Below are 22,962 nucleotides of genomic sequence, written 5' to 3' on the forward strand. Positions count from 1 at the left end.
CATGTCTGTTCGCACCTCCGCGCGCCCCTGGTGGGTCGCACTCCGCGCCATGCTCGTCTTCACCGTCGTGCTCGGCGTCGCCTACACGGCCCTCCTCACCGGAGTGGGGCAGCTCGTGCTGCCGCACCAGGCGAACGGGTCGACCGTGAGCTCGGGCGGCTCGGTCGTCGGGTCGTCGCTCATCGGGCAGTCGTTCGCCGACGAGGACGGCAAGCCGCTGGCCCGGTGGTTCCAGTCGCGGCCCTCCGCCGCCGGCGACGGGTACGACGCGTCGGCGTCGAGCGCCAGCAACCTGGGGCCGTCGAACGCCGACCTCGCGTCGTCGATCAAGGATCGTCGCGCGGCGATCGCCGCCTTCGAGGGGGTCGCGCCGGCCGCTGTCCCCGACGACGCGCTCACCGCGTCGGGCTCCGGACTCGACCCGGCGATCAGCCCGGCGTACGCGCTGCTCCAGGTGAAGCGGGTCGCGGCCGCCACCGGACTCTCCGACGCGGTTGTCCACAGGCTGGTCGAATCGAGGATCAGCGGCCGCGAGGCCGGATACCTTGGGGAGCCCACGGTAAACGTGCTGGAGCTCAACGTCGCTCTGGCCGCACTGACGAAAGACTGACGCAATGGTTCGAGGGCGGCTCCGCGTGCTGCTCGGCGCCGCGCCCGGGGTGGGCAAGACGTACACGATGCTCGAAGAGGGCGCGCGACTGAAGGCCGAGGGGCGCGATGTCGTCGTGGCCGTCGTCGAGACCCACGGGCGCGCGGCCACGGCGGCCCTCGTGGGCGGCCTCGAGGTGCTGCCGCGGCTGGCCTCGCAGCACCGGGGCGTCGAGCTCACCGAGATGGACGCCGACGGGGTCGTCGCCCGGCGACCCGACATCGCCCTCGTCGACGAGCTCGCCCACACCAACGCGCCCGGCAGCCGCAACGAGAAGCGCTGGCAAGACGTGCTCGACCTGCTCGAGGCCGGGGTCGACGTGATCTCGACGGTCAACGTGCAGCACATCGAGTCGCTGAGCGATGTCGTCGAGCAGATCACCGGCGCTCCCCAGCGCGAGACGATCCCCGACGCGATCCTCCGATCGGCCGACCAGATCGAGGTCGTCGACCTCGCCCCGCAGGCCCTCCGCGACCGGCTGGCCGAGGGCAACGTCTACCCCGCCGCCCGCATCGACGCCGCGCTCTCGAACTACTTCCGCCTGGGCAACCTGACCGCGCTCCGCGAGCTGGCGCTGCTGTGGCTGGCCGACGAGGTCGAGTCGGCGCTCAAGGCCTATCGGGCCGAGAAGGGCATCGACTCGACGTGGGAGGCCCGCGAGCGCGTCGTCGTCGCCCTGACCGGCGGCCCCGAGGGCGAGACGCTCATCAAGCGCGGTGCCCGGATCGCGGCCCGCTCGGCCGGCGGCGACCTGATCGCCGTGCACGTCAGCCGACAGGACGGCCTCGCCGACTCGCACCCCGGCGCCCTCGCAGCCCAGCGCGCGCTCGTCGAGAAGCTCGGCGGCAGCTACCACCAGGTCGTCGGCGACGACGTGCCGCGCTCGCTCGTCGCGTTCGCCAAGTCGATGAACGCCACGCAGCTCGTCCTCGGCGTCAGCCGCCGCTCGCGGCTCGCCGCCCTGCTGACCGGGCCGGGCATCGGGGCGACGGTGATCCGCGAGTCGGGCTCCATCGACGTGCACATCGTGTCGCACTCGCGCGCCGGCGGCCGCTTCACCCTGCCTCGCCCCGGCGGAGCCCTCACGCTCCGCCGGCGAATCGTCGGCCTGGTGCTCGCGCTCGTGCTCGGCCCGCTCGTCACGCTGCTGCTGACGGCCGTCCGCTCGGACGACACCCTCACCAGCGACGTGCTCGTCTACCAGCTGCTGGTCGTGATCGTCGCCCTCGTCGGCGGAATCTGGCCGGCGCTCATCGCGGCCGTCCTCTCGGGGCTCACCCTCGACTTCTTCTTCGTGCAGCCGATCCACAGCGTCACGATCGACCGGCCGCTGCACCTGCTCGCCCTGGCCCTGTACGTGGTCAACGGCCTGCTGGTGTCGTACGTCGTCGACCAGGCCGCACGCCGGTCGCGGTCGGCGGCCCGCGCCCTGGCCGAGTCGGAGCTGCTGGCGACCGTCGCCGGCAGCGTTCTCCGCGGGCAGGACGCCCTGGCGGCGCTGGTGTCGCGCACCCGCGAGGTCTTCGGCCTGACGAGCGTGCGCGTGCTCGCCGAGGGGCGAGTCGTCACCGAGGTGGGTCAGGCCGACCGCGACGACCGGGTGACCACCCTGCCGACGGGCACGCACGGAACGCTCGAGCTGCGCGGCCCCGACCTCGCGGCCGCCGAGCAGCGGCTGCTCGCCGTCATCGCCGCCCAGGTCGACGCGGCGCTCGAGCGCTCCGCCCTGCGGCAGGCCGCCGACGAGGTCGAGCCGCTCGCGCAGGCCGACCAGATGCGCACGGCGCTGCTAGCGGCCGTCGGCCACGACCTCCGCCGCCCGCTCGCCGCGGCCACCGCCGCCGTGACCGGCCTGCGCTCCCCCGGCGTCGAGTGGACCCCCGCCGACCGAGACGAGCTGCTGGCCACCGCCAGCGAGAGCCTCGAGTCGCTCGCGACCCTCGTCACGAACCTCCTCGACGTGTCGCGCGTGCAGGCCGGCGTGCTCGCCGTCTCGCTCGCCGCCGTCGACGTCGACGACGTCATCCTCGGCTCGCTCGACGAGCTCGGCCTCGGGCCCGACGAGGTCGAGCTCGGCCTCGCCTACGCGCTGCCCGCCGCCCTCGCCGACGGCGTGCTGCTGCAGCGCGTCGTCGTGAACCTGCTCGACAACGCGGTGCGGCACTCCCCCGCCGACGTGCGGGTCCGCGTCGCGGCCAGCCACTTCGACGGGCGTGTCGAGCTCCGCGTCGCCGACCACGGTCCCGGGATCGTTGCCGACCGCCGCGACGAGGTGTTCGTGCCGTTCCAGCGGCTCGGCGACACCGACAACACGACGGGTCTCGGCCTCGGCCTCGCTCTGTCGCGCGGCTTCACCGAGGGAATGGGCGGCACGCTCGACGCCGAGGACACCCCGGGCGGCGGGCTGACCATGGTGGTGTCGCTGCCGGTGGCGGGGGTTTCGGTGGCGGGGGTTTCGGTGGCGGGGGCGCCAGTGGCGGCTTCGCCTGATCCTGCGCCGCCCGAGGGGGCCGCCTCGTGAAGATCCTGGTGGCCGACGACGACCCGCAGATCGTCCGCGCCCTGCGCATCACCCTGGGTGCGGCAGGCTATGAGGTCGTGACGGCCGCGGACGGAGCCGCCGCCCTCGCCCAGGCCATCTCGCAGCACCCCGACGTCGTGATGCTCGACCTCGGCATGCCCCACCTCGACGGAGTCCAGGTGGTGCAGGCCCTGCGCGGCTGGTCGCAGGTGCCGATCCTCGTCGTGTCGGGCCGCACCGGAGCCGCCGACAAGGTCGACGCCCTCGACGCCGGCGCCGACGACTACGTCACCAAGCCCTTCGCGATGGACGAGCTGCTCGCCCGCATCCGCGCCCTCACCCGTCGCACCGCCCCGGCGGCCGAGTCGCCCGCCGTCCGCCTCGGCGACGTGACCGTCGACCTGGCCGCGCGCGTCGTCACCGGCCCCGGCGGTCCTGTGCGGCTGACCCCGACGGAGTGGCGCCTCCTCGAGCTCCTCCTCGCCAACCCCGGCCGGCTCATCACGCGCGAGGCGATGCTGACCCAGGTGTGGGGCCCCGCGCACGCCCGCGACACCGGCTACCTCCGCCTCTACCTGGCGCAGCTCCGCAAGAAGCTCGAGCCCGTGCCCGGCGCCCCGCGCTACCTCGTCACCGAGCAGGGCATGGGTTACCGCTACGTCCCCTAGCGCGCCGGCCCGCTTATCCGGGCGCCGCGGACGCCCGCCCCGGGCGGCCGGCGGGCTGGCCCGAACCGGAGGGACTGCGCCGAACCCAAGGGTTCCCCTCTTCGGCGCCGGCGAGGTCTGCGGCTGGGCCCGCCGAATCGGCTCGGCCCCGCCGTCGCGTCGGCGGGTCCGAGCCGAAACGGCGGGGGCCGGGCCCGGGTCGGCGGGGCCGAGCCGAAACGGAGGGCCGCCCGAGCCCGCACTGCCGCAACCTCGCCCACACACCCCGCGTGGGCGGGTGCTGGTCGGTTCGGGCGCGCCCCCGGAGACCCACCCGAACCGACCAGCCCCCGCCCATACACCCCGCCGCCCGCGCCGCGCGAGCCCCGCCGGTACGCTGGCCCCATGACCGACGTCGAGATCCGCACCGTCCAGCTCCGCCGCTACGCCCTGCGCGCCGGAGTGATGGCGGAGTTCCTGCCGTGGTGGCACTCCAAGCTCGTGCCCGTCCGAGAGAAGGCCGGGTTCGCCATCGAGTTCGCCTACGCGATCCCCGAGAGCAACGAGTTCGTCTGGGCCGTCAGCGCTCCCGGCGACGCCGCCGCGTTCGCGCAGATCGAGGCCGCGTACGTGGGCTCGCCCGAGCGCGCCGAGGCCTTCGAGGGCATCGACGGGTGGACCGACTCGCAGGTCATCACGCTCGTGAACGTCGAGGCGTAGACCCGCGCCAGAAGGCCCGGCGCGCACGCGACCGAACCCCGGCAGGGCACTGGGGCGCAGCTGCGACGAGCCCGCCGGGCGCTCCCGCGCGCCCCGGACTCCGCGAGCACGCCGCCGACCTCCGGGGCTACGGCTCGACCCGCGCCCGGAGCTCGTCGCGCTCGGCCCTCGACGTCGCTCCGCCGGTCAGCGTCGGCGCCGAGCCGACGAGCAGGCGGGTGTAGGCGTGCTGCGGCGTGTTGATGATCGACTCGGTGGAGCCCTCCTCGACGATGCGCCCGCGGTAGAGCACGACGACGCGGTCGGTGATGCCGGCCACGGAGCCCAGGTCGTGCGAGATGAACAGGAGCGAGACGGCCGGGCCCGCGAGTTCCTGCATCAGCTCGAGGATCTGCACGCGGTTCGCGGAGTCGAGCGCGCTCACGGGCTCGTCGAGGATCAGCAGCCGGGGCTCCGTGATCAGCGCACGCGCGATGGCGGCCCGCTGGCGCTGGCCTCCCGAGACCTGGCCCGGAAGCCGTGACAGGAGCCCCTCGTCGAGGTGCACCCTGGCGAGGTACGTGCGCACTCGGCGGGCGATCTCGTCGGCGGCCAGCCCTCCCCCGGTGACGAGCGGCTCGGCGATCGACTGCTCGATCGTGAACTCCGGATCGAGGCTCCGCATCGGGTCCTGGAAGACGTACTGCACCTGGCCCGTCCGCCGAAACGCCCGCAGCTGAGCCGGCTTCAGGGTCGTCAGCTCGGTACCGCCGAACCGGACGCTGCCGTCGGAGGGCTCCACGAGTCCGAGGATCGCGCGAGCGAGGGTGGACTTGCCCGATCCGGTCTCGCCGATGAGCCCGACGACCTCGCCGGCTCGGATCCTGAGATCCGCGTCGAAGAGCACCTGCTTCTGCCGTGCGCCGCGGCCGTACGCGACCTGCAGCTTCTCGACGGTGAGGATCGTCTCGGCGGTCATTCGGCGGCTCCTGCCGGTCGGAGGAACCGCTCCAGTCCGAAGCGGTGGTGCTCGTCGAGGAGCAGGCGCGTGTACTCGTGCTCGGGGTCGTGGAGCACGCGCTCGGTCGGCCCCTGCTCGACCACGGCGCCGGAGCGCATCACGAGAACGTCGTCGCAGATCTGCGCGACGACGGCCAGGTCGTGCGAGACGACGATGAGGGCCAGGCCGAGGCGGTCCTTCAGGTCGGTGAGCAGGTCGAGGATCTCGGCCTGGACCGTCACGTCGAGCGCTGTGGTCGCCTCGTCGGCGATGAGCACCGCCGGCTCGCACGCGACGGCGGCCGCGATCAGGACACGCTGCAGCATGCCGCCGGAGAGCTCGAACGGGTACTGGAAGAAGACGTACTCGGCATCGCGGATCCGCACCGTCTCGAGAAGCGAGACGGCGGCCGCTCTCGCCTCGCGGCGCGGCAGCCCCTTCTTGACGCGCAGGATCTCCTCGATCTGCCGCCCGACCGGGATGGACGGGTTGAGGTAGGTCGCGGGGTCCTGGAAGACCGCCGAGATGGTGGTGCCCCGGAGGGCCGTCCACTGCCTGCGGCTGAGCGCCGCCGTGTCGCGGCCGTCGATCTCGATGCGTCCGGCCGTGACCTCGAACAGCTCGGGCAGGACCCCCAGGAGGGCGCGGCACGTGATGGTCTTGCCGCTTCCCGACTCGCCGACGATGCCGAGCGCCTGCCCGGGTCGCAGCGAGAACGAGACGCTCTCGACGGCGACGTCGTCGTGCAGGTGGTTGTAGATGCTGAGGCCGTCCACGGTGATGACGGTACGATCCGCGGTCATTCGACCCTCCCGGCGAGCTGCGGCTGAAGTCGGCGCCCACGGCGCCGGGCCTTGGCGAGCGCGCGCTTCTTCAGCAGGATCCGACCCGCCTCTCCGGAGGTGTCGCGGAGCACGTCGGCGAGCAGGTTGAACGCCCACACGGTGAGCATGATGAGGACGATCGGGTAGGCCGGCGCGTACGGCTGATAGGCCAGGTAGCCGAGGTCGGAGGCGAGCATGCCTCCCCAGGTGGGAGCCGGGGGCTGCACGCCGATGCCGAGGAACGTCAGGCTGGCGACGATGACGAGGCCCACTCCCGCGGCGTTGGCGAAGGCGATGCCGATCGGGGCAAGCACCTTGGGCCCGATGTGGCGGCGCAGGACCCACCCCGTCGAGCCGCCGCTCAGGACCGCCGCTTCGACGTACTGCGAGCTCGACACCGTGAGGGCGGCGGCGCGCGACACCCGGTAGAACATGGGCGACAGCAGGATGCCGACGCTCAGCATGGCCTGGGTGAGGCCGTTGCCGAGAAGAGCGGTCAGCGCCACCGCGAAGACGAGAAAGGGCAGAGCGATCAGCGTGTCCATGATGCGGAGGGTGAGCCACTCGAAGACCCGGCCGAGGTAGACGGACAGCAGGCCGGGGATGGTCCCGACGACCAGCGCGATGGCGGCGACCTCGAAGGCTCCGAGGATCGAGACGCGGGAGCCGGCGAGGAGTCGGCTGAGGACGTCTCGACCGAGGTAGTCGGTTCCCAGCAGGTGCGTCGCCGAGGGTGCCTGGAGGAGCGCGGAGCCGCCCGCGAGCGGGTCGTGCGGCGCGAGGGCCGAGCCGAGGATCCCGAGCAGGAGGACGAGCACCAGGAGCACGGACGCGATCCAGAAGGACGGCAGCCGGCGCAGTCGCGAGTACATGTCAGACGCCTCTCTTCGCGCTCGGCTCGATGCGGTTGAGCGCGATGTTGACGATCAGGTTGAAGGCGACGACGAGGACGATCGACACGACCAGCACGCCCTGGACCGCGGGGACGTCGCCGTGGAGGGCCGACGAGCTGGCGAACACGCCGTAGCCCGCGAGGCCGAACACGGTCTCCGTGACGACGGCGCCGCCGAGCAGGTTCGGCAGGCTCAGGCCCACGAGGGCCAGCGCCGGACCGCCGCCGTTGCGCAGCACGTGGACGAAGAAGATGCGCCTCGGGCTCAGGCCGTGCACGGTGGCTCCGAGCACGTAGTTCTGGCCGTAGGCCGAGACGAGGCCGGCCCGCAGCTGGCGCGCGACGCCCGCGACCATGTCGAAGCTGAGGGCGATGGCGGGGAGGATCACGTGACTGAACCATGGCCAGAGCCCCTGGCTGAGCGAGATGTACCCGGCCGACGGCAGCACCTTGAGCTGCACCGCGAAGATCGCCACGAGGATGATCCCGACCGTGAACGGCGGCATGACCGACATCAGCGAGGTGAATCCCGTGATGGCGCGGTCGACCCAGGTGGTCTGCAGGATCGCGGCCACGCCGCCGAGAGCGGCGCCGACGACGATGCCGATCACGAGGGCGAGCGCGGCGACCGACAGGCTGATGACGATCCGCTGGCCGATGAGGGTCGAGATCGAGATCCCGTCGATCCAGCTCGATCCGAGCGAGCCGTGGAGGAGCGCGCTGAACCAGGTCCAGTACTGAACCAGGAAGGGCTGGTCGAGCCCGTACTGGTGGTTCAGACGGGCCACGGCATCCGGTGTCGCGGCCTCGCCGAGCTGCACGTACGCGGGGTTGAGCCCCGTCAGCGTCCCGAGTAGGAAGGTGATGAACGTGCCGAAGAGGAACACCGGAACGAATACGGCGAAGGGGCGCAGGATCGCGAGTCCGATCCGCTTCCAGCGGAGCGACCCGGCCGTCCGCGCCTCGGTCGGACGCGCCACGCGGGTGCGTCCGACCTCGATCTCGGTTGCGGTGGCCATGCCGTTAGCGTCCGGTGATGGTGACGCCGGTCCAGGTGATGTACGCCGGTATCCTCGGGAGGTCCGAGACCGCCTTCGTCTTGACGAGGATGTTCGGCAGACTGTCCGTGAAGATCAGCCCGGTCGTGGCGAGACCGGCCGCGGTCGCGGCCTGGATGTTCTTCTCGTAGTCGTCCGAGTCGAGCGGCGTGGCGAGGGCGGTGGCGACGGCCTCGTCGAAGGCGCTGCCGGGCTCGGTGCCGGCGGAGTTGAGCGCGCCTGCTGGTCCGAAGTGGGCCTGCAGGGTCTGGATCGGCGAGTCGCGGCCGGTCGTCCCGTAGGTGGTCAGGGCGAGCTTCTTGGCGAAGAACGAGGTGGCCCAGTTCGTGTCGACCTTGAGGGCGGCCGTGATGCCCACCTTCTTCAGCTGCGCCTGGATGAGCTCGTTCGTCGGGGTGTCGGCCGAGACGACGAACTCGACCTCGAGGCCGTCGGCGTAGCCCGCGTCGGCGAGCAGCTGCCTGGCCTTCGTCGGGTCGTACGCGTAGCGCGCCGCCGACGACGGGTCGTAGGCGATGTACCCCTTCGGGAAGGGCTCCGTGGCAGCCGTCCCGTAGCCGAAGTCGATCTGCTTGACGATCGCCTCGCGGTCGATGGCGTAGTTGAGCGCCTGAAGCACCTCCGGCTTGTCGAACGGGGCGATCGTCGTGTTGACGCTGAGGTTGTTGGCGTTGAAGCCCGGCTGCAGCACCACGTCGAGATTGGCGGCCTTCGCCGCCTTGACCTGGCTCGGCGTCAGGTCGGAGAAGTTGTAGACCCCGCTCTGCAGGCCGGAGACGATGCTGGACGCGTCGGCGCCGAACGACACCGTGACGTTCGCGATATGGATGTTGTCGGCGTCCCAGTAGTCCGGGTTCTTGACGAACGTCGCCTTCGATCCTGCGACGATCGTGACAGGGGTGAACGGCCCCGCCCCGTCGGGCTTCTCGTTGAGCTCGGCCGCCGACCTGCTCGGGTTGGTGATCTGCCCCACCCGCTGGGCGAGCACGAGCGGCAGCTGGAAGTCGGGCTGGCTCAGGTTTAGCCTGACGTCGGTGGCGCTCGGCGTCTCCACCGACTCGATCACCGAGATGCCCTCGCCGACCAGCGACGAGTTCTCCTGCGTCTGGGCACGCTCGATGTACTTCTTCACTGCGGTCGAGTCGAGGGCGGTCCCGTCGGCGAACGTGAGTCCCGGACGCAGGTGGAAGGTGACCTTCGTGCCCGCGTCGTTATAGGTCCAGCTCTCGGCGAGCCCGGGCGCCGCCTTGCCGTCCTCGTCGGTGTTGGTGAGCGACGCGTAGGCGAGCGCGGTGATGCGGAACGCCGCCCCGCTGCCGTTGACCACCGGGTCCCAGCTCGACGGGGCGTACGACGAGGCCCAGCTGAGCGTGCCGGTCGCCGCTCCGGCGGCAGTCGACGCGCCGGTTCCGGTCGACGTCGTCGAGCAGCCGGCCAGCACCAGGGCGAGTGAGGCGGCTCCCGTCGTCAGCAGGGTCCTGCGGCCGACGACGTGGTCGAGAATCGGTGGTGTCACGGGTGTTCTCCTGGGGGTTCGGTCGTGAAGGAGCGAGAAGCGAGGTGAGGTCGGGAAGCGGCGGGTCAGGCGTCGACGAGAGCTCCGGAGTAGCGGTTCCGGGGCACCGGGATGCCGAGGTTGCCGCGGAGCGTGGTCGACTCGTAGTCGCGGCGGAACACGCCTCGCTCCTGCAGCAGCGGCACCACCTCGGCGACGAAGCGCCGGAACTGCGAGGGGTGGTCGACGTGGAGGTTGTAGCCGTCGGTGCCGCCGCCCTCGAACCACTCGACGAGCAGATCGGCGACGGTCTCGGAGGATCCGACGAACACCCCGGGCCTGGGCGCCGAGACGCGCTCGACGACCTGACGCAGCGTGAGGCCCTCCGAGAGGGCCGTCTCGGTGATTCGGTCCGCCTGCGTCTTGAAGCTGAGCGCGGCGACGGCGCGGACGTCCGGGAACGCCGCGTCGGCGTCGTACTGCGAGAAGTCGTGCCAGCCGAACGGCCGACCCAGTTCTTTCACCGCCCGGTCGAAGTCGTACTCGATGGCCTGGTACTCGCGCTCGATGCGCCGGGCGTCCGCGTCGGTGTCGCCGAGGTAGACGCTGATGCCGGGCAGGATCTTCACCGAATCGGGGTCGCGGCCCTTCTCGACGGCCCGGCTCCGGATGTCGTCGCGGAAGGCCCTGGCCTGCTCGAGCGAGGAGGCGTGGGTGAAGATGCCCTCGCCGATCGTCGCGCCCAGATCGCGGCCCTGCTCCGAGTCGCCGGCCTGGAAGACGACGGGCTGACCCTGCGGGCTGCGCTCGATGTTCAACGGCCCGACGACGGAGAAGTGCTCGCCGCGGTGGTCGAGCCGGTGCTGCTTCGAGGGGTCGAGGAAGACGCCCGAGGCTCGGTCGCGCGGGAAGGCGTCGTCTTCGTACGAGTCCCAGAGCCCGCGGATCACCTCGACGGACTCCCGCGCCCGCCCGTAGCGCGTGTCGTAGTCGTAGTGCTCGTCGCGACCGTAGTTGCCGGCGGTGCCCGCGTCGCCCGAGGTGACGACGTTCCATCCGGCACGACCTCGGCTGATGAGGTCGAGCGACGCGAAGCGACGGGCGAGGTTGTACGGGTCGTTGTAGGAGGTCGTCGCGGTGCCGACGAGTCCGATGTGCGACGTCGTGACGGCGAGCGCCGAGAGCAGCGTCAGCGGCTCCAGGCGGTTGAGGTAGTGGGGCGGCGAGTCGGGCGTGATGAACTGGCTGTCGACGATGAAGACCAGGTCGAACTTCGCCCGCTCGGCCAGACGCGCGTACTCGATGTACCAGTCGACGTCGACGCTGGAGTCGAGCGGCAGATCGTCGTCGAGCCACGTCTTGGGGTGACCGGGGCCGCCGGCGCCGGTGAGGATGACGCCGAGGTGAAGCTTCGTCGAATCGGTCATCAGATGCTCCTGAGTCCGTGGTCGGGGGTGCGGAGCCGCTCGGCGAACTGCACGATCTGCGCAGCCACCGACCGGTGAGAGAGGTCGTTCAAGACGTCGTGCAGTCCGCCCTCGAGGCCGAACGCGCGCACGTCGGGCAGGGCCCGGTAGACCGCCACGGCCGCATCGATGTCGCTCACGCCGTCGACCTCGCCGTGGAAGGCGAGCACGGGCGCAGGAACTCGCCCGGCCAGCGCCGCATCCACCTCGTCGGCGGCGCCGTGGCTCGCCAGGGCACCCCTCTCGAGGACGCCGTCGATGCCGAGGCGGCCGCGGTGCACCGGGCATGCGGTCCGCTCCGCGATCTCGGCGTCGCCCCCGACGTCATGGGAGCCCGAGGCGGTCAGCGCTCCGGCGACGACGAGACCGTCGACGACCAGGTCGCCGTCGGCCACGGCACGCCAGGCGGCGGCCACGCCCGAGTCGGAGGCGACGACGATGCGCGGCCCGGCCTCGGTGCGGTCGAGCTCGGCTCGTGCGGCCTCGACGGTCCCGGGCTCGACAGCGCCGAACGCGACCACCCGGTAGCCGTCGGCGGCGAGCCGGTCGGCGAGCCGGCGATAGACCTCGGGGGTCTCGCCGCGGCCGCCGAAGACGACCGCGGTTCCTCGGGCCGCTGCCACTGGCAGGGCTTCGATTCGGGCGGTGGTGGTTGATGTGGGCATGGTCCGATGCTCGTGCGGATCAGCCGAACGAACCAGTTCGTGACGTCGTTCGACAGTGTGTTACGTCGCGAGTCAGGCCTCTTCGGCAGACTCGAAAGGTGAGTTCATCAGCCGAGTCCCCCAAGCCCCGCACCGCCACGACGCAGATCCACGGAGGCGTTCTGCCGCCGGTGGCGCAGAACACCGTCGCGACGCCGATCTACCAGACGGCGGCCTACGAGTTCGACGACCTGGCGAGCGCTCAGGCGATCTTCGCCCTCGAGAAGACGGGCAACCTGTACAGCCGCAACGGCAACCCGACGCAGTCGGTCTTCGAGCGTCGGCTCGCCGCCCTCGAGGGCGGCGTCGCGGCGCTCGGCACCGCGTCCGGGCAGGCGGCGGTCGCCATCACGCTGCTGTCGCTGGTCCGCACCGGGCAGCACGTCGTCGCGCCCGCCCAGCTCTACGGCGGCACGATCGACCTCCTCACCGACGCCTTCGCCGACTTCGGCATCGAGGTTACCCTCGTCGATCAAGACGACCTCGACGCCTGGCGCGCCGCCGTGCGCCCGACGACGCGCGCGTTCTTCGCCGAGGGGATCGGCAACCCGACCGCCACGGTGCTCCCGATGGCCGAGGTGGCGGCGATCGCGCACGAGGCCGGGGTGCCTCTCGTCATCGACTCGACGCTGGCGACCCCGGTGCTGCAGCGGCCGAAGGAGTTCGGGGCGGACTTCGTGGTGCACTCGGCCACGAAGTTCCTGGGCGGTCACGGCTCGTCTCTCGCGGGCGTCATCGTCGACCTCGGCACCTTCGACTTCGGCGCCGAGCCCGAGAAGTGGCCGCAGTTCACCCAGCCGTACAAGCGGGTCGGCGGCGTCGTGCTGTGGGAGCGGTTCGGCCGTGAGGGCAGCGCCTTCCTGGTCTACGCGAAGACGAAGTGGGTGCACGACCTGGGGCCGTCGCTGTCGCCGTTCAACAGCTTCCAGATCTTGCAGGGGGTCGAGACGCTCGAGCTGCGGGTCGCTCGGCAGACGCAGAGCGCGCTGGCGGTCGCGGAGTTCCTGAGCGCGCATCCCGCGGTGTCGAGGGTCAACCACCCGGGCCTCGCCTCGAGCCCATACCACGAGCTCGCCCGGCGGTACCTTCCCGACGGCGCCGGCGCCGTCTTCTCGTTCGACCTCGCTGCGGGCGAGAGCGCGGTCGCCCGGGTGATCGACTCGCTCGAGGTCTTCTCGCTCGTCGCCAACATCGGCGACGTCCGGAGCCTCGTCATCCAGCCGGCGACCACGACGCACAGCCACCTGAAGCCGCAGCAGCTCGAGGAGGCCGGATTCTCGCGGGCCACGATCCGCCTCTCGATCGGCCTCGAGGACGTCCGCGACCTGATCGCCGACCTCGACAGCTCGCTCACCGCCGTCATCCCCGCGGACGCGCTCGCGACGGAGGCGATCTGACCGTGCACTTCGGCTACTGGACACCGGTCTACGGCGGCTTCCTCCGCAACGTCGGCGACGAGGGCATGCCCGCCGCCTGGGACTACATCAAGCGGATCTCTACCCAGGCCGACCGCCTCGGCTTCCACACGACGCTCGTGCCCGAGCTGTACCTCAACGACCGCAAGGGCATCGACGCCCCGTCGCTCGAAGCCTGGTCGCTGTCCACGGCGATCCTCGCCGTCACCGAGCGGCTCCGGGTGATGACCGCCGTGAGGCCCGGTTTCCACTACCCGGGCGTCATCGCGAAGGCGACCGCGACGATCACTGACATCGCCGGGCTCGGCCCGGACGCCGCCTCCCGGTTCGCCCTCAACGTCGTCGCCGCCTGGTGGGCGGAGGAGGCGAAGCAGTACGGCGGGGTCTTCACCACGCATGACCGCCGCTACGACCAGGCGACGGAGTTCGTCGAGATCCTCCGCGGGATGTGGACCGAGGAGCGCTTCACGCGGGCAGGCGACTTCTACAGCGTGGCCGACGCCATCCTGTCGCCCAAGCCCGAGGCGCTCCCCGCGATCTTCGCCGGCGGCGAGAGCGACGCTGGCCGCGAGGCCATCGCCGGGTTCGCCGACTCGTACGTTCTCCACGGCGGCACCGTCGACGAGGTGCGCGCGAAGGTCGCCGACATGAACGGGCGCCGCCTCCGCCTGCACGGCGAGCCGTTCCGCGAGTTCGGCATGGCCGCCTACGTCATCGTCCGCGACACCGAGGCCGAGGCGCAGCTCGAGCTGGAGAGGATCACGACGGTCGACCCCGACTCCCCCGGGTACGCGTCGTTCGAGGAGTTCCGCGCCCACTCGAACCTCGACGTCGAGCTCTCGAAGCGCGAGTACTCCGTCGGCACCCGAGGGCTCCGTCCGAATCTGGTGGGCACGCCCGAGCAGGTCGCCGGGCGCATTCGCGAGTACCAGGACGCCGGGCTCACGCTCCTGCTGATCCAGTCGTCGCCGCTTCACGAGGAGCTCGAGCGGATCGCGCGCGACGTGTTCCCGCTGGTTCCTGCCCTGCAGTTCCGTTAGGCGGCGGCGGTCGCAGGAACTCCCAGCCGCGCGGCGATCTTCGACGCCATCAGCCGCACCTCGCCGATCGCCACGGTCTCCCACAGCGCGCCCTTGAGCGAGGCGCCGATGCCGAACAGCCGCCCTGAGGCCAGGCCCTCGGCGCCGAGCAGGGCACCGTCGGGGTCGGCGTCGAAGCCGAGGCCGGTGGGGTCGCCGGCCACCAGGCCGCGGTCGAGCAGGCGGTCGACGAGGGGGCTCCAGCCGCGTGATGCGACGGAGGCGGGGCCGGTGCAGTTGACGGCCACGTCGAATCCCGACGTGTCGACGTCGGCGGCGATGGTCAGGGTCTCGGCGTCGAGCAGGCCCGACAGCTCGGCCCACACGGCCTGCGCCATGCGGTGGCGGTGGACGTCCCAGCGCCGCGCCCCGTGGGCGAGGAACCGCTCGCGGTCGGCCTGGTCGAGCGCCAGCCACAGCGCCTGGGTCTGCGGGCGCACGCCGTCGACGACGGCCTGCCACGGGGTCCCCTCCGCCTCGGCCCGGTGCAGCCGCGCCGAGAAGGCCGACATCATGCCGCCGAGGGTCGAGAGGCCGTCGCCGAGGCCCGGGCCGGGAGCGGCCGGGACGCTCGGGTGCACCGCCGGGAGGAGCAGGTGCCGGCTCGTCGCGGTCATCCGGATGCCCGGCAGGCGCCGAGCCAGCGAGGTCGCGACGTCGATCATGGTGAGGCCTGTGCCGATCAGCAGCACATGGTCGGAGGCGTCGATGCCGTCGAGCGCCCCGACGGCCCACGGGTCGTCGATCGCACGGGCTGCCCCGGTCGGGACGCGCCCGGGCGCGGGATTGCCGAGTGCGAGCACGACGGCGTCCGCGGCGAGCGCCGTGCCGTCGGCGAGCGTCACGAAGGGGCCCGTGCCCGAGTCGTCGACGTCGGCGACCTCACCCTGCTCGAAGGCCACGCCCGAGGCCGGGTCGTCGACCAGCGCGCGGAAGGCCGCCTCGACGTAGTCGCCGAAGACCTCCCGGGGCACGAACGCGCCCGGAGTCGCGGACGACCCGTCGACGTCGCGCCACCCGGTCTCGTCGAGGTGGCGGAGGAAGCCGTCGGCGTCAGACGCCGTGAGGCTCATCTTGCCGGCCGGACTGTTCAACCGGTGGTGCGCGTCGGCGCGCCCGTAGGCGAGGCCGCGCCCCACGACCTCCTCGCGGCCGACGACCGTGATGCGGGGCGGCTCCACGCCGTCCGCGACGGCCCGCTCGCGCAAGGCGACGGTGGCGAAGACGGCCGAGGCGCCGCCTCCGACGATGATCACGGAGGAGGGCTTGGACGTCATGGGTTCACCGTAGCGACGGCGGCCGCGAGCGGCCCGCACGCGGCTCCGCCTCGGCCTCCGACTCCGCGTCCGCGTCCGTGTCCGCCTCGGCGTCCGACTCCGCCTCCGCGAGATGGCCCTCGTCGTCGGCCGCGCCGCGTCGTGCCGACCGGCACGGCCATCTCGCGAGGGCTACCCGACGGGCACGGCCATCTCGCGGACCGGCAGAGCCCGGCCTCAGCCGACGAAGCCGCGCACCAGGCCGAGCGTCGCGGCCGGCTGCTCCAGGTGCGGCAGATGCCCCGCGTCTGCGACGACCTCGAACCGGGCGCCGGGGATCGCACTCGCCAGCGCTCGCCCGTAGGCCGGCGTGACGATGCGGTCGGCCTCGCCCCAGAGGACGAGGGTGTCGGCCGCGACGCCGCCGAGCCGCACGAGCAGGGTCGAGTCGCGCATCTCCGGGCCGCCGGAGTACGCCTGCAGCGAGGCCATGTTGCCGCGGGTCGCGGCGAGCTGCTCGGGCGTTCGCGTCGCCGGATCGACGTAGCCGCGATCGGGGTCGGCCCAGGCGAGCTCGGCGAGCCCGCGGGCGTCGAGGCCCGAGACGTCACGCGCGGGCTCCCCCGCGACGTCGACGCCCACCGAGTCGATCAGCACGAGCCGGCCGACGACCCGCTCGGCCTCGGGCACGGCTCCGTCCTGCACGGCGACCTCGGCCGCGATCCAGCCGCCGATCGACGAGCCGACCACGACGGCGTCGCGCACGCCGCGATCCCGCAGCTCGGCGAGGTAGCGGCCGGCGAGTGCGGCGATCGTGTCGCCCGGCACGCTCGGCGTGCCCTCCCACCCCGGGTGCACCGGCGCGTCGACGGAGAACCCCTCGCCGAGGGAGGCGACGATCGGGGTCATCGTGGCGGGGCCTCCGCCGCCGTGAAGGACGAGGGCGGTGCGGGTGCTGCTCATGGGGTCTCCTGACGCCGGATGCCAATTGTAAACATATTGATATCAACATCCTGATACGCTGACGCCATGCCTGTCAAGCTCGATCTCCTCGGACTCGCCATCAAGCGCGCCCAGGACCGCGACCACCGCGCCATGGACTCCGCCCTCCGCGCCATCGGCGTCACCCTCGTCCAGTGGGACGCCCTCCGCGCCATCGACGCCGCCCCGGCGGCATCCGCGCACGACCTGGCGGTGACGACGTTCCAGAGCGACCAGGCGTTCGGCACCCTCGGCACCCGGCTCGTCGCGGCCGGCTGGGTCGAGCGCTCCCCCGGCGTCGGGCGTCGCCTCGAGCACCGCCTCACCGACGCCGGCCGCAGCATGCTCGCCGACGGGCGCGCCGTCACCGCCCGCGTCCTGCCCGAGCTGTTCGCGCCCCTCGTCGAGACGGAGCGCGCCGTGCTGCTCGAACTCCTGGCGAGGCTGACGGGCGGTGCGTCCCGGCCGTGATCCCGGGGGCGCGGCTGCGGCGTGGCAGGCCGGGCGCTCCCGCGCGGCCCGGCGCTCGGCACGCACCCCGCTTCGACTGAGGGAAAGTACTTGCCGAATTGGCAAGTCCATGAGAGGCTCGAGTCGACGAAAGGGGACACCATGACCGACCGAACCGACATCACCCCCGCCGCGGCTCGCCGCCTGCTCAGCCACGCCGACTCGCTGAGCCGGCGCACGCACGACGCCGTGCGCTGGCCCTACATCGCCTTCCTGCTCGGGCTCGGCTCGACCACGTCGTTCGGCACAGCCGCCATGACCCTCACCGAGGGTCGCGCGTTCGGCCTCGTCTACGTCGGGACGCTCGCCGCGACCTTCGCGCTGCTGCTGTTCTTCCTCGTGACGACGCAGGGCCGCCGCGCCTTCGCGTGGAGCCGGCGCTGGACCGTCTACATGGCGTGCTGGTCGACCGCCTACGCGGGCGCGATCGCCGCCGTCGCCCTCGCGCACGGATCAGTCGCGTGGGCCGGCACGACATCGGGGCTGGTCCTTCTCGTGACGCTCGTGTGCGCCGCCGTCGAGGCCCGGCGATGACCATGACGGAGCATCCCCGCCACCGCCTGGCCGACCCCCTCCTGAATCCCGTGCGCTTCTCGATCGTCGCGGCCCTCGACCGGGCCGAGAAGCTCAGCTTCGGCGAGGTGCGCGACGCCGTCGAGATCACCGACTCCGCACTGAGCAAGCAGGTGTCGCTGCTCGAGGCGGCGGGGTTCCTCGCCGTCGGCAAGGGGTTCGTCGGCAAGACGCCGCGCACGACGCTCTCGCTGACGCGTCGCGGCCGCGCGGCTTGGCGGGGGCACCTCGACGCGCTCCGGGAGATCGCCGGCGAGGGCTGAGCCCGCTCGGCCCCGCGCGAGCGCGGCGCCCCCGCCGCGAGATGGCCGTGCCGGTAGGCGCGCCGGGGCGGCAGCGACGACGCGGGCCACCTCGCGGCGGGCCGCGACCGGCCCGCAGCGGGTGCACCACCGGCACTCCCGCCCTAGACTCTCCGGGCATGAGGACTCTCCGGGCATGAGCGCGAATTCGTCCGGACTCGATCGTCCCGCTCCGAAGACGCCCTCGGGCTGGTACCCCGACGAGGATCCCGGACGGCTCCGCTGGTGGGACGGCGACGCCTGGACCGAGCGGACGCGCACCGGCGACGAGCCGCCGGCACCGACGGGGCCCCTCGCCGTGCGCGGGACGACGGGCGTGGCCGAGCTCGACGGGTGGATCCTGCGCTACCGGCAGAAGCCGGATCGGCCGGCCCTTCAGGAGATCGATCTGCGCGAGGTCGACGGCCTCGTGGTCTCGCGGAACGGCGACGCGTTCGACGTGACCCTGGCCGGAGCGCGCCCGAGGTCACGGCCGAGCTTCTTCTCGGAGACGAGCCTGCGGCGCAGCTCCAAGACCAGCGCCGCAGACTGGCGGGTCTTCCTCGACGCCCTGGGATCAGCCATCCGGGCCGCCCGCCACCCCGCGTAGCCCGCCTCAGCGCCTCGCCGAGAAGGCCCGTTACCGAAACGAGACAGTCCTAGCTTGCGATTCGCTGAGCGATGCCTAGTATTGACCCCGGATTGTGAACGTTCACACTCTCGAAACGCCAGAAGACATCGGAGTCCACATCGACGCTCCGAGCCTTTGCACCTCACGATCACCACACGAAAAAGGAACACCATGAAGACAAAGAAGTTCTTCGTCGGCGCAGCAGCCATCGGCCTCGCCTTCAGCCTCGCGGCCTGCTCGGGAGGCCGCGCTGGCGGCTCGAGCGACGACGCCGGCAGCAACAAGGGCGCCCTCGTCGGCGTCGCGATGCCGACCAAGGTGTCGGAGCGCTGGATCAAGGACGGCAACGCCGTCAAGAGCGACCTCGAGAAGAAGGGCTACAAGGTCGACCTCGAGTACGCCGACAACAAGATCCCGACGCAGGCCCAGCAGGTCAGCAACATGATCACCAAGGGCGCGAAGGTCCTCATCGTCGCCTCGATCGACGGCGGGTCGCTCAGCGACCAGCTCGACGCCGCCGCCAAGGCCGGCATCAAGGTCATCTCGTACGACCGCCTCCTCACCGGCTCGAAGAACGTCGACTACTACGTGTCGTTCGACAACTACAAGGTCGGCGTCGACCAGGCCACCAGCCTGCTGACGGGCCTCGGCGTCCTCGACGCCGACGGCAAGAAGACGGGATCGAAGAAGGGCCTCAACATCGAGCTCTTCGCCGGAAGCCCCGACGACAACAACGCCACCTTCTTCTTCAACGGCGCCATGGCGACCCTCAAGCCCTACATCGCCGACGGCACGCTCGTCGTGGGCTCGGGACAGACCGGCTTCACGCAGGCCGCGACGCTGCAGTGGGACCCGGCTACCGCCAAGGCCCGCATGCAGAACCTGATCGCCAAGTCGTACTCGGCCGGCAAGAACGTCGACGGCGTCCTCTCGCCCTACGACGGCATGTCGATCGGCATCATCTCCGCTCTCCAGGGTGCCGGCTACGGCACCTCGTCGAAGCCGCTCCCGACCATCACCGGACAGGACGCCGAAGCGGCGTCGGTCAAGTCGATCATCGCGGGTGAGCAGTACTCCACCATCTACAAGGACACCCGCCAGCTGGCGACCGAGTCCGTCACGATGGCCGACGACCTGCTCAACGGCAAGAAGCCCGAGGTCAACGACACGAAGAGCTACAACAACAAGGTTAAGGTCGTCCCGACCTACCTGTTCCAGCCGACCGTCGTCACCAAGGACAACTACAAGAAGGTCCTGATCGACAGCGGCTACTACACGGCAGCCGACCTCAAGTAGCACCGGCACCATCGCGGCGGCGGCCCCAGCGGGCCGCCGCCCCCTTTTCCCGACCATCCACGGAAGTAAGGACCCACTGTGTCCAACACCATCCTCGAGATGCGTGACATCACCAAGACGTTCCCCGGGGTGAAGGCCCTGCAAGACGTCACGCTGGAAGTCGAGCGCGGGCAGGTCCACGCGATCTGCGGCGAGAACGGCGCCGGCAAGTCGACGCTCATGAAGGTGCTCTCCGGCGTCTACCCCGCGAGCACGTTCGACGGGCAGATCCTTCTCGACGGCCAGCCGGTCGAGTTCAAGAACATCAACGACTCCGAGGCGGCCGGCGTCGTGATCATCCACCAGGAGCTGGCGCTCAGCCCGTTCCTGTCGATCGCCGAGAACATCTTCCTGGGCAACGAGCGCTCGAAGCGCGGCTTCATCAACTGGAACGACACCAACCTCGAGGCCGCGAAGCTGCTCGCCCGGGTCGGTCTCCGCGACAACCCGGTCACCAAGATCGTGGACATCGGGGTCGGCAAGCAGCAGCTCGTCGAGATCGCCAAGGCCCTCTCCAAGAAGGTCAAGATCCTGATCCTGGATGAGCCGACCGCCGCTCTGAACGACGACGACTCGGCGCACCTGCTCGACCTCATCAAGAGCCTGCAGAGCCAGGGCATCACGTCGATCATCATCAGCCACAAGCTGAACGAGATCAAGGCGATCGCCGACAAGGTCACGATCATCCGCGACGGCAAGACCATCGAGACGCTCGACATGCACGCCGACGAGGTGTCGGAAGACCGGATCATCAAGGCGATGGTGGGGCGCGACCTCGAGAGCCGCTACCCCGAGCACGAGTCCACGATCGGCGAGGAGCTCCTCCGGATCGAGGACTGGACCGTCCACCACCCCCTCGACGCCTCCCGCGAGATCGTCCACCAGGCCAATCTCAGCGTGAAGGCCGGCGAGATCGTGGGCATCGCCGGGCTCATGGGCGCCGGGCGCACCGAGCTGGCGATGAGCGTCTTCGGTCACAGCTACGGGACGCGGATCTCCGGAACCGTCTACAAGCGCGGCGTGCCGATTCAGACCAACACCGTCTCGAACGCGATCAAGAACGGCCTCGCCTACGCGACCGAGGACCGCAAGCGCTACGGCCTCAACCTCATCGACGACATCAAGCGCAACGTCTCCGGCGCCGCGCTCGGCAAGCTCGAGCACCTCGGATTCGTCGACGCGTCGAAAGAGACGACCGTCGCCGAGGGCTACCGCAAGAGCATGAACATCAAGGCTCCGAACGTCTCGGTGCTCACGGGAAAGCTCTCCGGCGGCAACCAGCAGAAGGTCGTCCTGTCGAAGTGGATGTACTCCGACCCGGAGGTCCTCATCCTCGACGAGCCGACCCGCGGCATCGACGTCGGTGCGAAGTACGAGATCTACACGATCATCAATGCGCTCGCCGACCAGGGGAAGGGCGTCATCGTCATCTCCTCCGAGCTGCCCGAGCTCCTCGGCATCTGCGACCGCATCTACACGCTCTCGGAAGGGCGCATCACGGCGGACGTCCCCCGTGACCAGGCGACCCCCGAGTACCTGCTCAAATACATGACTCAAGAACGAGAGGCCCCCGTCAATGAGCGCGACATCTGACCTCAAGAACCCCCGCCAGGACCTCGTGCCCGGCAAGCAGCCCGGACCCCTCGGGTCCGCAGCGACCTATCTCGCGGGCCAGCTCCGCCAGATCGGCCTGTTCATAGCCCTCCTGGTGATCGTGATCTTCTTCCAGATCGCGACGAACGGCATCACGCTGCGTCCGATCAACGTGTCGAACCTGGTCATCCAGAACAGCTACATCCTCATCCTGGCCATCGGCATGGTCATGATCATCATCGCCGGCCACATCGACCTGTCGGTCGGATCGGTGGTCGCCTTCATCGGCGCGATGTCCGGTGTGATGATCACGCAGTGGGGCCTCCCCTGGTGGGTGGCGATCATCCTGTGCCTGATCCTGGGTGCTCTGGTCGGAGCCTGGCAGGGCTTCTGGGTGGCCTACTTCGGGATACCGGCGTTCATCGTGACGCTGGCCGGAATGCTGGCATTCCGTGGAGCGGCTCAGATCGCGCTCCAGAACCAGCAGATCTCGCCGTTCCCGTCGCAGTTCCGCGCCCTCGGCTCCGGATTCCTGCCGGCGTTCGGCACGTCGGGCTACGAGCCGCTGACCCTGATCATCGGAGCCGTGGCCGCTATCGCCATCGTGCTCAGCGGGTTCCGCGGGCGCGCGGTCCGCCGCAAGTACGAGCTCGAGGACGAGCCCTTCGCGTGGTTCATCGTCAAGATGGCCTTCACCGTGGCGCTCGTCGTCTACGTGGCCTTCCTTCTCGCGAGCTACAGCGGCACGCCCATCGTCCTGGTGGTCCTCGGTGCGCTCGTCGTGATCTACGCGTCCGTCATGCGCAACTCGGTCTTCGGCCGCCACACCTACGCCATCGGCGGCAACCTGCAGGCGGCGTCCCTGTCGGGCGTCAAGACCAAGCGCGTGACCTTCCTGCTGTTCGTCAACATGGGCGTCATCTCGGCTCTGGCCGGCCTGGTCTTCACCGGCCAGCTCAACCTCGCCAGCCCCAGCGCTGGCACCGGGTTCGAGCTCGACGCCATCGCGGCCGTCTTCATCGGCGGCGCCGCCGTCACCGGCGGCATCGGAACCGTCCCCGGGGCGATCGTCGGCGGTCTCATCATCGGTATCCTGAACAACGGAATGTCGATCCTGGGTGTGGGCACGGAGTACCAGTCGCTCATCAAGGGCCTGGTCCTGCTCGCGGCTGTCGCCTTCGACGTCTTCAACAAGCGTCGCGCGGCCAGCTCGATCAAGTAGCACTCGACACGCAGCGTCGAGCAGACGGCGGGGCCCGCGGGATCATTCCCGCGGGCCTCCGTCGTCACTACCCGACGGCTCCCCGACTCGGCTCGGCGCCCCAGCGGCTGGCGCGATAATGAGCCACGGCG

At 70.9% G+C, this 22,962-nt stretch carries 22 protein-coding genes; 13 read left to right on the forward strand and 9 right to left on the reverse strand.

The annotated features are described in order from the left end of the window. Position 1: 1 nt before the first annotated feature. From kdpC to EDF46_RS15085, 4 genes are all read left to right on the forward strand, one after another. The gene (gene kdpC, locus EDF46_RS15070; RefSeq protein ID WP_123507147.1) at positions 2–610 is read left to right on the forward strand and encodes a potassium-transporting ATPase subunit KdpC; all 609 of its coding nucleotides are present in this window, start codon (positions 2–4) and stop codon (positions 608–610) included. Positions 611–614: 4 nt separating this feature from the next. Continuing rightward, positions 615–3,170 carry a DUF4118 domain-containing protein gene (locus tag EDF46_RS15075; RefSeq protein WP_123507148.1) on the forward strand — a complete coding sequence of 852 codons (2,556 nt, stop codon included), beginning with the start codon at positions 615–617 and terminating at the stop codon, positions 3,168–3,170. Next, positions 3,167–3,838: a response regulator gene (locus EDF46_RS15080; protein WP_123507149.1), complete on the forward strand. Its 672-nt coding sequence runs from the start codon at positions 3,167–3,169 to the stop codon at positions 3,836–3,838. The genes EDF46_RS15075 and EDF46_RS15080 overlap by 4 nt, the downstream gene beginning before the upstream one ends. A gap of 384 nt (positions 3,839–4,222) precedes the next feature. Then, the gene (locus EDF46_RS15085; RefSeq protein ID WP_233580064.1) at positions 4,223–4,537 is read left to right on the forward strand and encodes a hypothetical protein; all 315 of its coding nucleotides are present in this window, start codon (positions 4,223–4,225) and stop codon (positions 4,535–4,537) included. 127 nt (positions 4,538–4,664) lie between these two features. Here EDF46_RS15085 and EDF46_RS15090 read toward each other — a convergent pair whose 3' ends face one another. The 7 genes from EDF46_RS15090 to EDF46_RS15120 all read right to left on the reverse strand — a co-directional run bounded on the left by EDF46_RS15090 (position 4,665) and on the right by EDF46_RS15120 (position 11,916). Continuing rightward, a complete protein-coding gene (locus EDF46_RS15090; RefSeq protein WP_123507150.1) occupies positions 4,665–5,495 on the reverse strand; it encodes an ABC transporter ATP-binding protein in 831 nt (276 codons plus the stop codon). Further along, positions 5,492–6,319, reverse strand: coding sequence for an ABC transporter ATP-binding protein (locus EDF46_RS15095; protein ID WP_123507151.1), 828 nt, complete (start codon positions 6,317–6,319; stop codon positions 5,492–5,494). The genes EDF46_RS15090 and EDF46_RS15095 overlap by 4 nt, the downstream gene beginning before the upstream one ends. Beyond that, a complete protein-coding gene (locus EDF46_RS15100; protein WP_123507152.1) occupies positions 6,316–7,212 on the reverse strand; it encodes an ABC transporter permease in 897 nt (298 codons plus the stop codon). The genes EDF46_RS15095 and EDF46_RS15100 overlap by 4 nt, the downstream gene beginning before the upstream one ends. A 1-nt stretch (position 7,213) precedes the next feature. Next, a complete protein-coding gene (locus EDF46_RS15105) occupies positions 7,214–8,251 on the reverse strand; it encodes an ABC transporter permease (RefSeq protein WP_123507153.1) in 1,038 nt (345 codons plus the stop codon). Positions 8,252–8,255: 4 nt separating this feature from the next. Next, positions 8,256–9,806 (reverse strand): ABC transporter substrate-binding protein, encoded by a 1,551-nt coding sequence (locus tag EDF46_RS15110; RefSeq protein ID WP_199738297.1) that lies wholly within the window; start codon positions 9,804–9,806, stop codon positions 8,256–8,258. Positions 9,807–9,871: 65 nt separating this feature from the next. Beyond that, the gene (locus tag EDF46_RS15115) at positions 9,872–11,212 is read right to left on the reverse strand and encodes an LLM class flavin-dependent oxidoreductase (protein WP_123507154.1); all 1,341 of its coding nucleotides are present in this window, start codon (positions 11,210–11,212) and stop codon (positions 9,872–9,874) included. Next, on the reverse strand, positions 11,212–11,916 hold the full coding sequence (locus tag EDF46_RS15120; RefSeq protein ID WP_148061231.1) for an alpha/beta hydrolase: 705 nt from the start codon (positions 11,914–11,916) through the stop codon (positions 11,212–11,214). Before EDF46_RS15120 ends, EDF46_RS15115 begins: the two co-directional genes overlap by 1 nt. A 98-nt stretch (positions 11,917–12,014) precedes the next feature. Between EDF46_RS15120 and EDF46_RS15125 the strand changes: the two genes are divergently transcribed. Then, a complete protein-coding gene (locus tag EDF46_RS15125) occupies positions 12,015–13,352 on the forward strand; it encodes an O-acetylhomoserine aminocarboxypropyltransferase/cysteine synthase family protein (RefSeq protein WP_233580065.1) in 1,338 nt (445 codons plus the stop codon). A 2-nt stretch (positions 13,353–13,354) separates the two neighbouring features. Beyond that, positions 13,355–14,410, forward strand: coding sequence for an LLM class flavin-dependent oxidoreductase (locus tag EDF46_RS15130; protein ID WP_123507157.1), 1,056 nt, complete (start codon positions 13,355–13,357; stop codon positions 14,408–14,410). Here EDF46_RS15130 and EDF46_RS15135 read toward each other — a convergent pair. After that, positions 14,407–15,726: an FAD/NAD(P)-binding protein gene (locus tag EDF46_RS15135; RefSeq protein WP_123507158.1), complete on the reverse strand. Its 1,320-nt coding sequence runs from the start codon at positions 15,724–15,726 to the stop codon at positions 14,407–14,409. The genes EDF46_RS15130 and EDF46_RS15135 overlap by 4 nt on opposite strands. 216 nt (positions 15,727–15,942) lie before the next feature. After that, the gene (locus tag EDF46_RS15140) at positions 15,943–16,668 is read right to left on the reverse strand and encodes an alpha/beta fold hydrolase (RefSeq protein WP_123507159.1); all 726 of its coding nucleotides are present in this window, start codon (positions 16,666–16,668) and stop codon (positions 15,943–15,945) included. Positions 16,669–16,734: 66 nt separating this feature from the next. On the opposite strand from EDF46_RS15140, the gene EDF46_RS15145 reads away from it, so the two are divergent. The 7 genes from EDF46_RS15145 to mmsB all read left to right on the forward strand — a co-directional run bounded on the left by EDF46_RS15145 (position 16,735) and on the right by mmsB (position 22,831). Further along, positions 16,735–17,157 carry a MarR family winged helix-turn-helix transcriptional regulator gene (locus EDF46_RS15145; RefSeq protein ID WP_123507160.1) on the forward strand — a complete coding sequence of 141 codons (423 nt, stop codon included), beginning with the start codon at positions 16,735–16,737 and terminating at the stop codon, positions 17,155–17,157. A gap of 141 nt (positions 17,158–17,298) precedes the next feature. Further along, positions 17,299–17,730 (forward strand): chemotaxis protein CheY, encoded by a 432-nt coding sequence (locus tag EDF46_RS15150; RefSeq protein ID WP_123507161.1) that lies wholly within the window; start codon positions 17,299–17,301, stop codon positions 17,728–17,730. Continuing rightward, positions 17,727–18,032 carry a transcriptional regulator gene (locus EDF46_RS15155; protein WP_123507162.1) on the forward strand — a complete coding sequence of 102 codons (306 nt, stop codon included), beginning with the start codon at positions 17,727–17,729 and terminating at the stop codon, positions 18,030–18,032. Before EDF46_RS15150 ends, EDF46_RS15155 begins: the two co-directional genes overlap by 4 nt. Before the next feature lie 175 nt (positions 18,033–18,207). Beyond that, positions 18,208–18,660 carry a DUF2510 domain-containing protein gene (locus tag EDF46_RS15160; RefSeq protein WP_123507163.1) on the forward strand — a complete coding sequence of 151 codons (453 nt, stop codon included), beginning with the start codon at positions 18,208–18,210 and terminating at the stop codon, positions 18,658–18,660. 192 nt (positions 18,661–18,852) lie between these two features. Next, a complete protein-coding gene (chvE, locus tag EDF46_RS15165; protein WP_123507164.1) occupies positions 18,853–19,977 on the forward strand; it encodes a multiple monosaccharide ABC transporter substrate-binding protein in 1,125 nt (374 codons plus the stop codon). Positions 19,978–20,055: 78 nt separating this feature from the next. Next, entirely contained in the window at positions 20,056–21,609 is a 1,554-nt protein-coding gene (gene mmsA / locus EDF46_RS15170) for a multiple monosaccharide ABC transporter ATP-binding protein (RefSeq protein ID WP_123507165.1), read from the forward strand. Continuing rightward, positions 21,593–22,831, forward strand: a complete 1,239-nt coding sequence (gene mmsB, locus EDF46_RS15175) for a multiple monosaccharide ABC transporter permease (RefSeq protein ID WP_123507166.1) — start codon at positions 21,593–21,595, stop codon at positions 22,829–22,831. Before mmsA ends, mmsB begins: the two co-directional genes overlap by 17 nt. Positions 22,832–22,962: the final 131 nt, after the last annotated feature.

The organism is Frondihabitans sp. PhB188, assembly GCF_003752365.1.
Taxonomy (GTDB): Bacteria; Actinomycetota; Actinomycetes; order Actinomycetales; family Microbacteriaceae; genus Frondihabitans.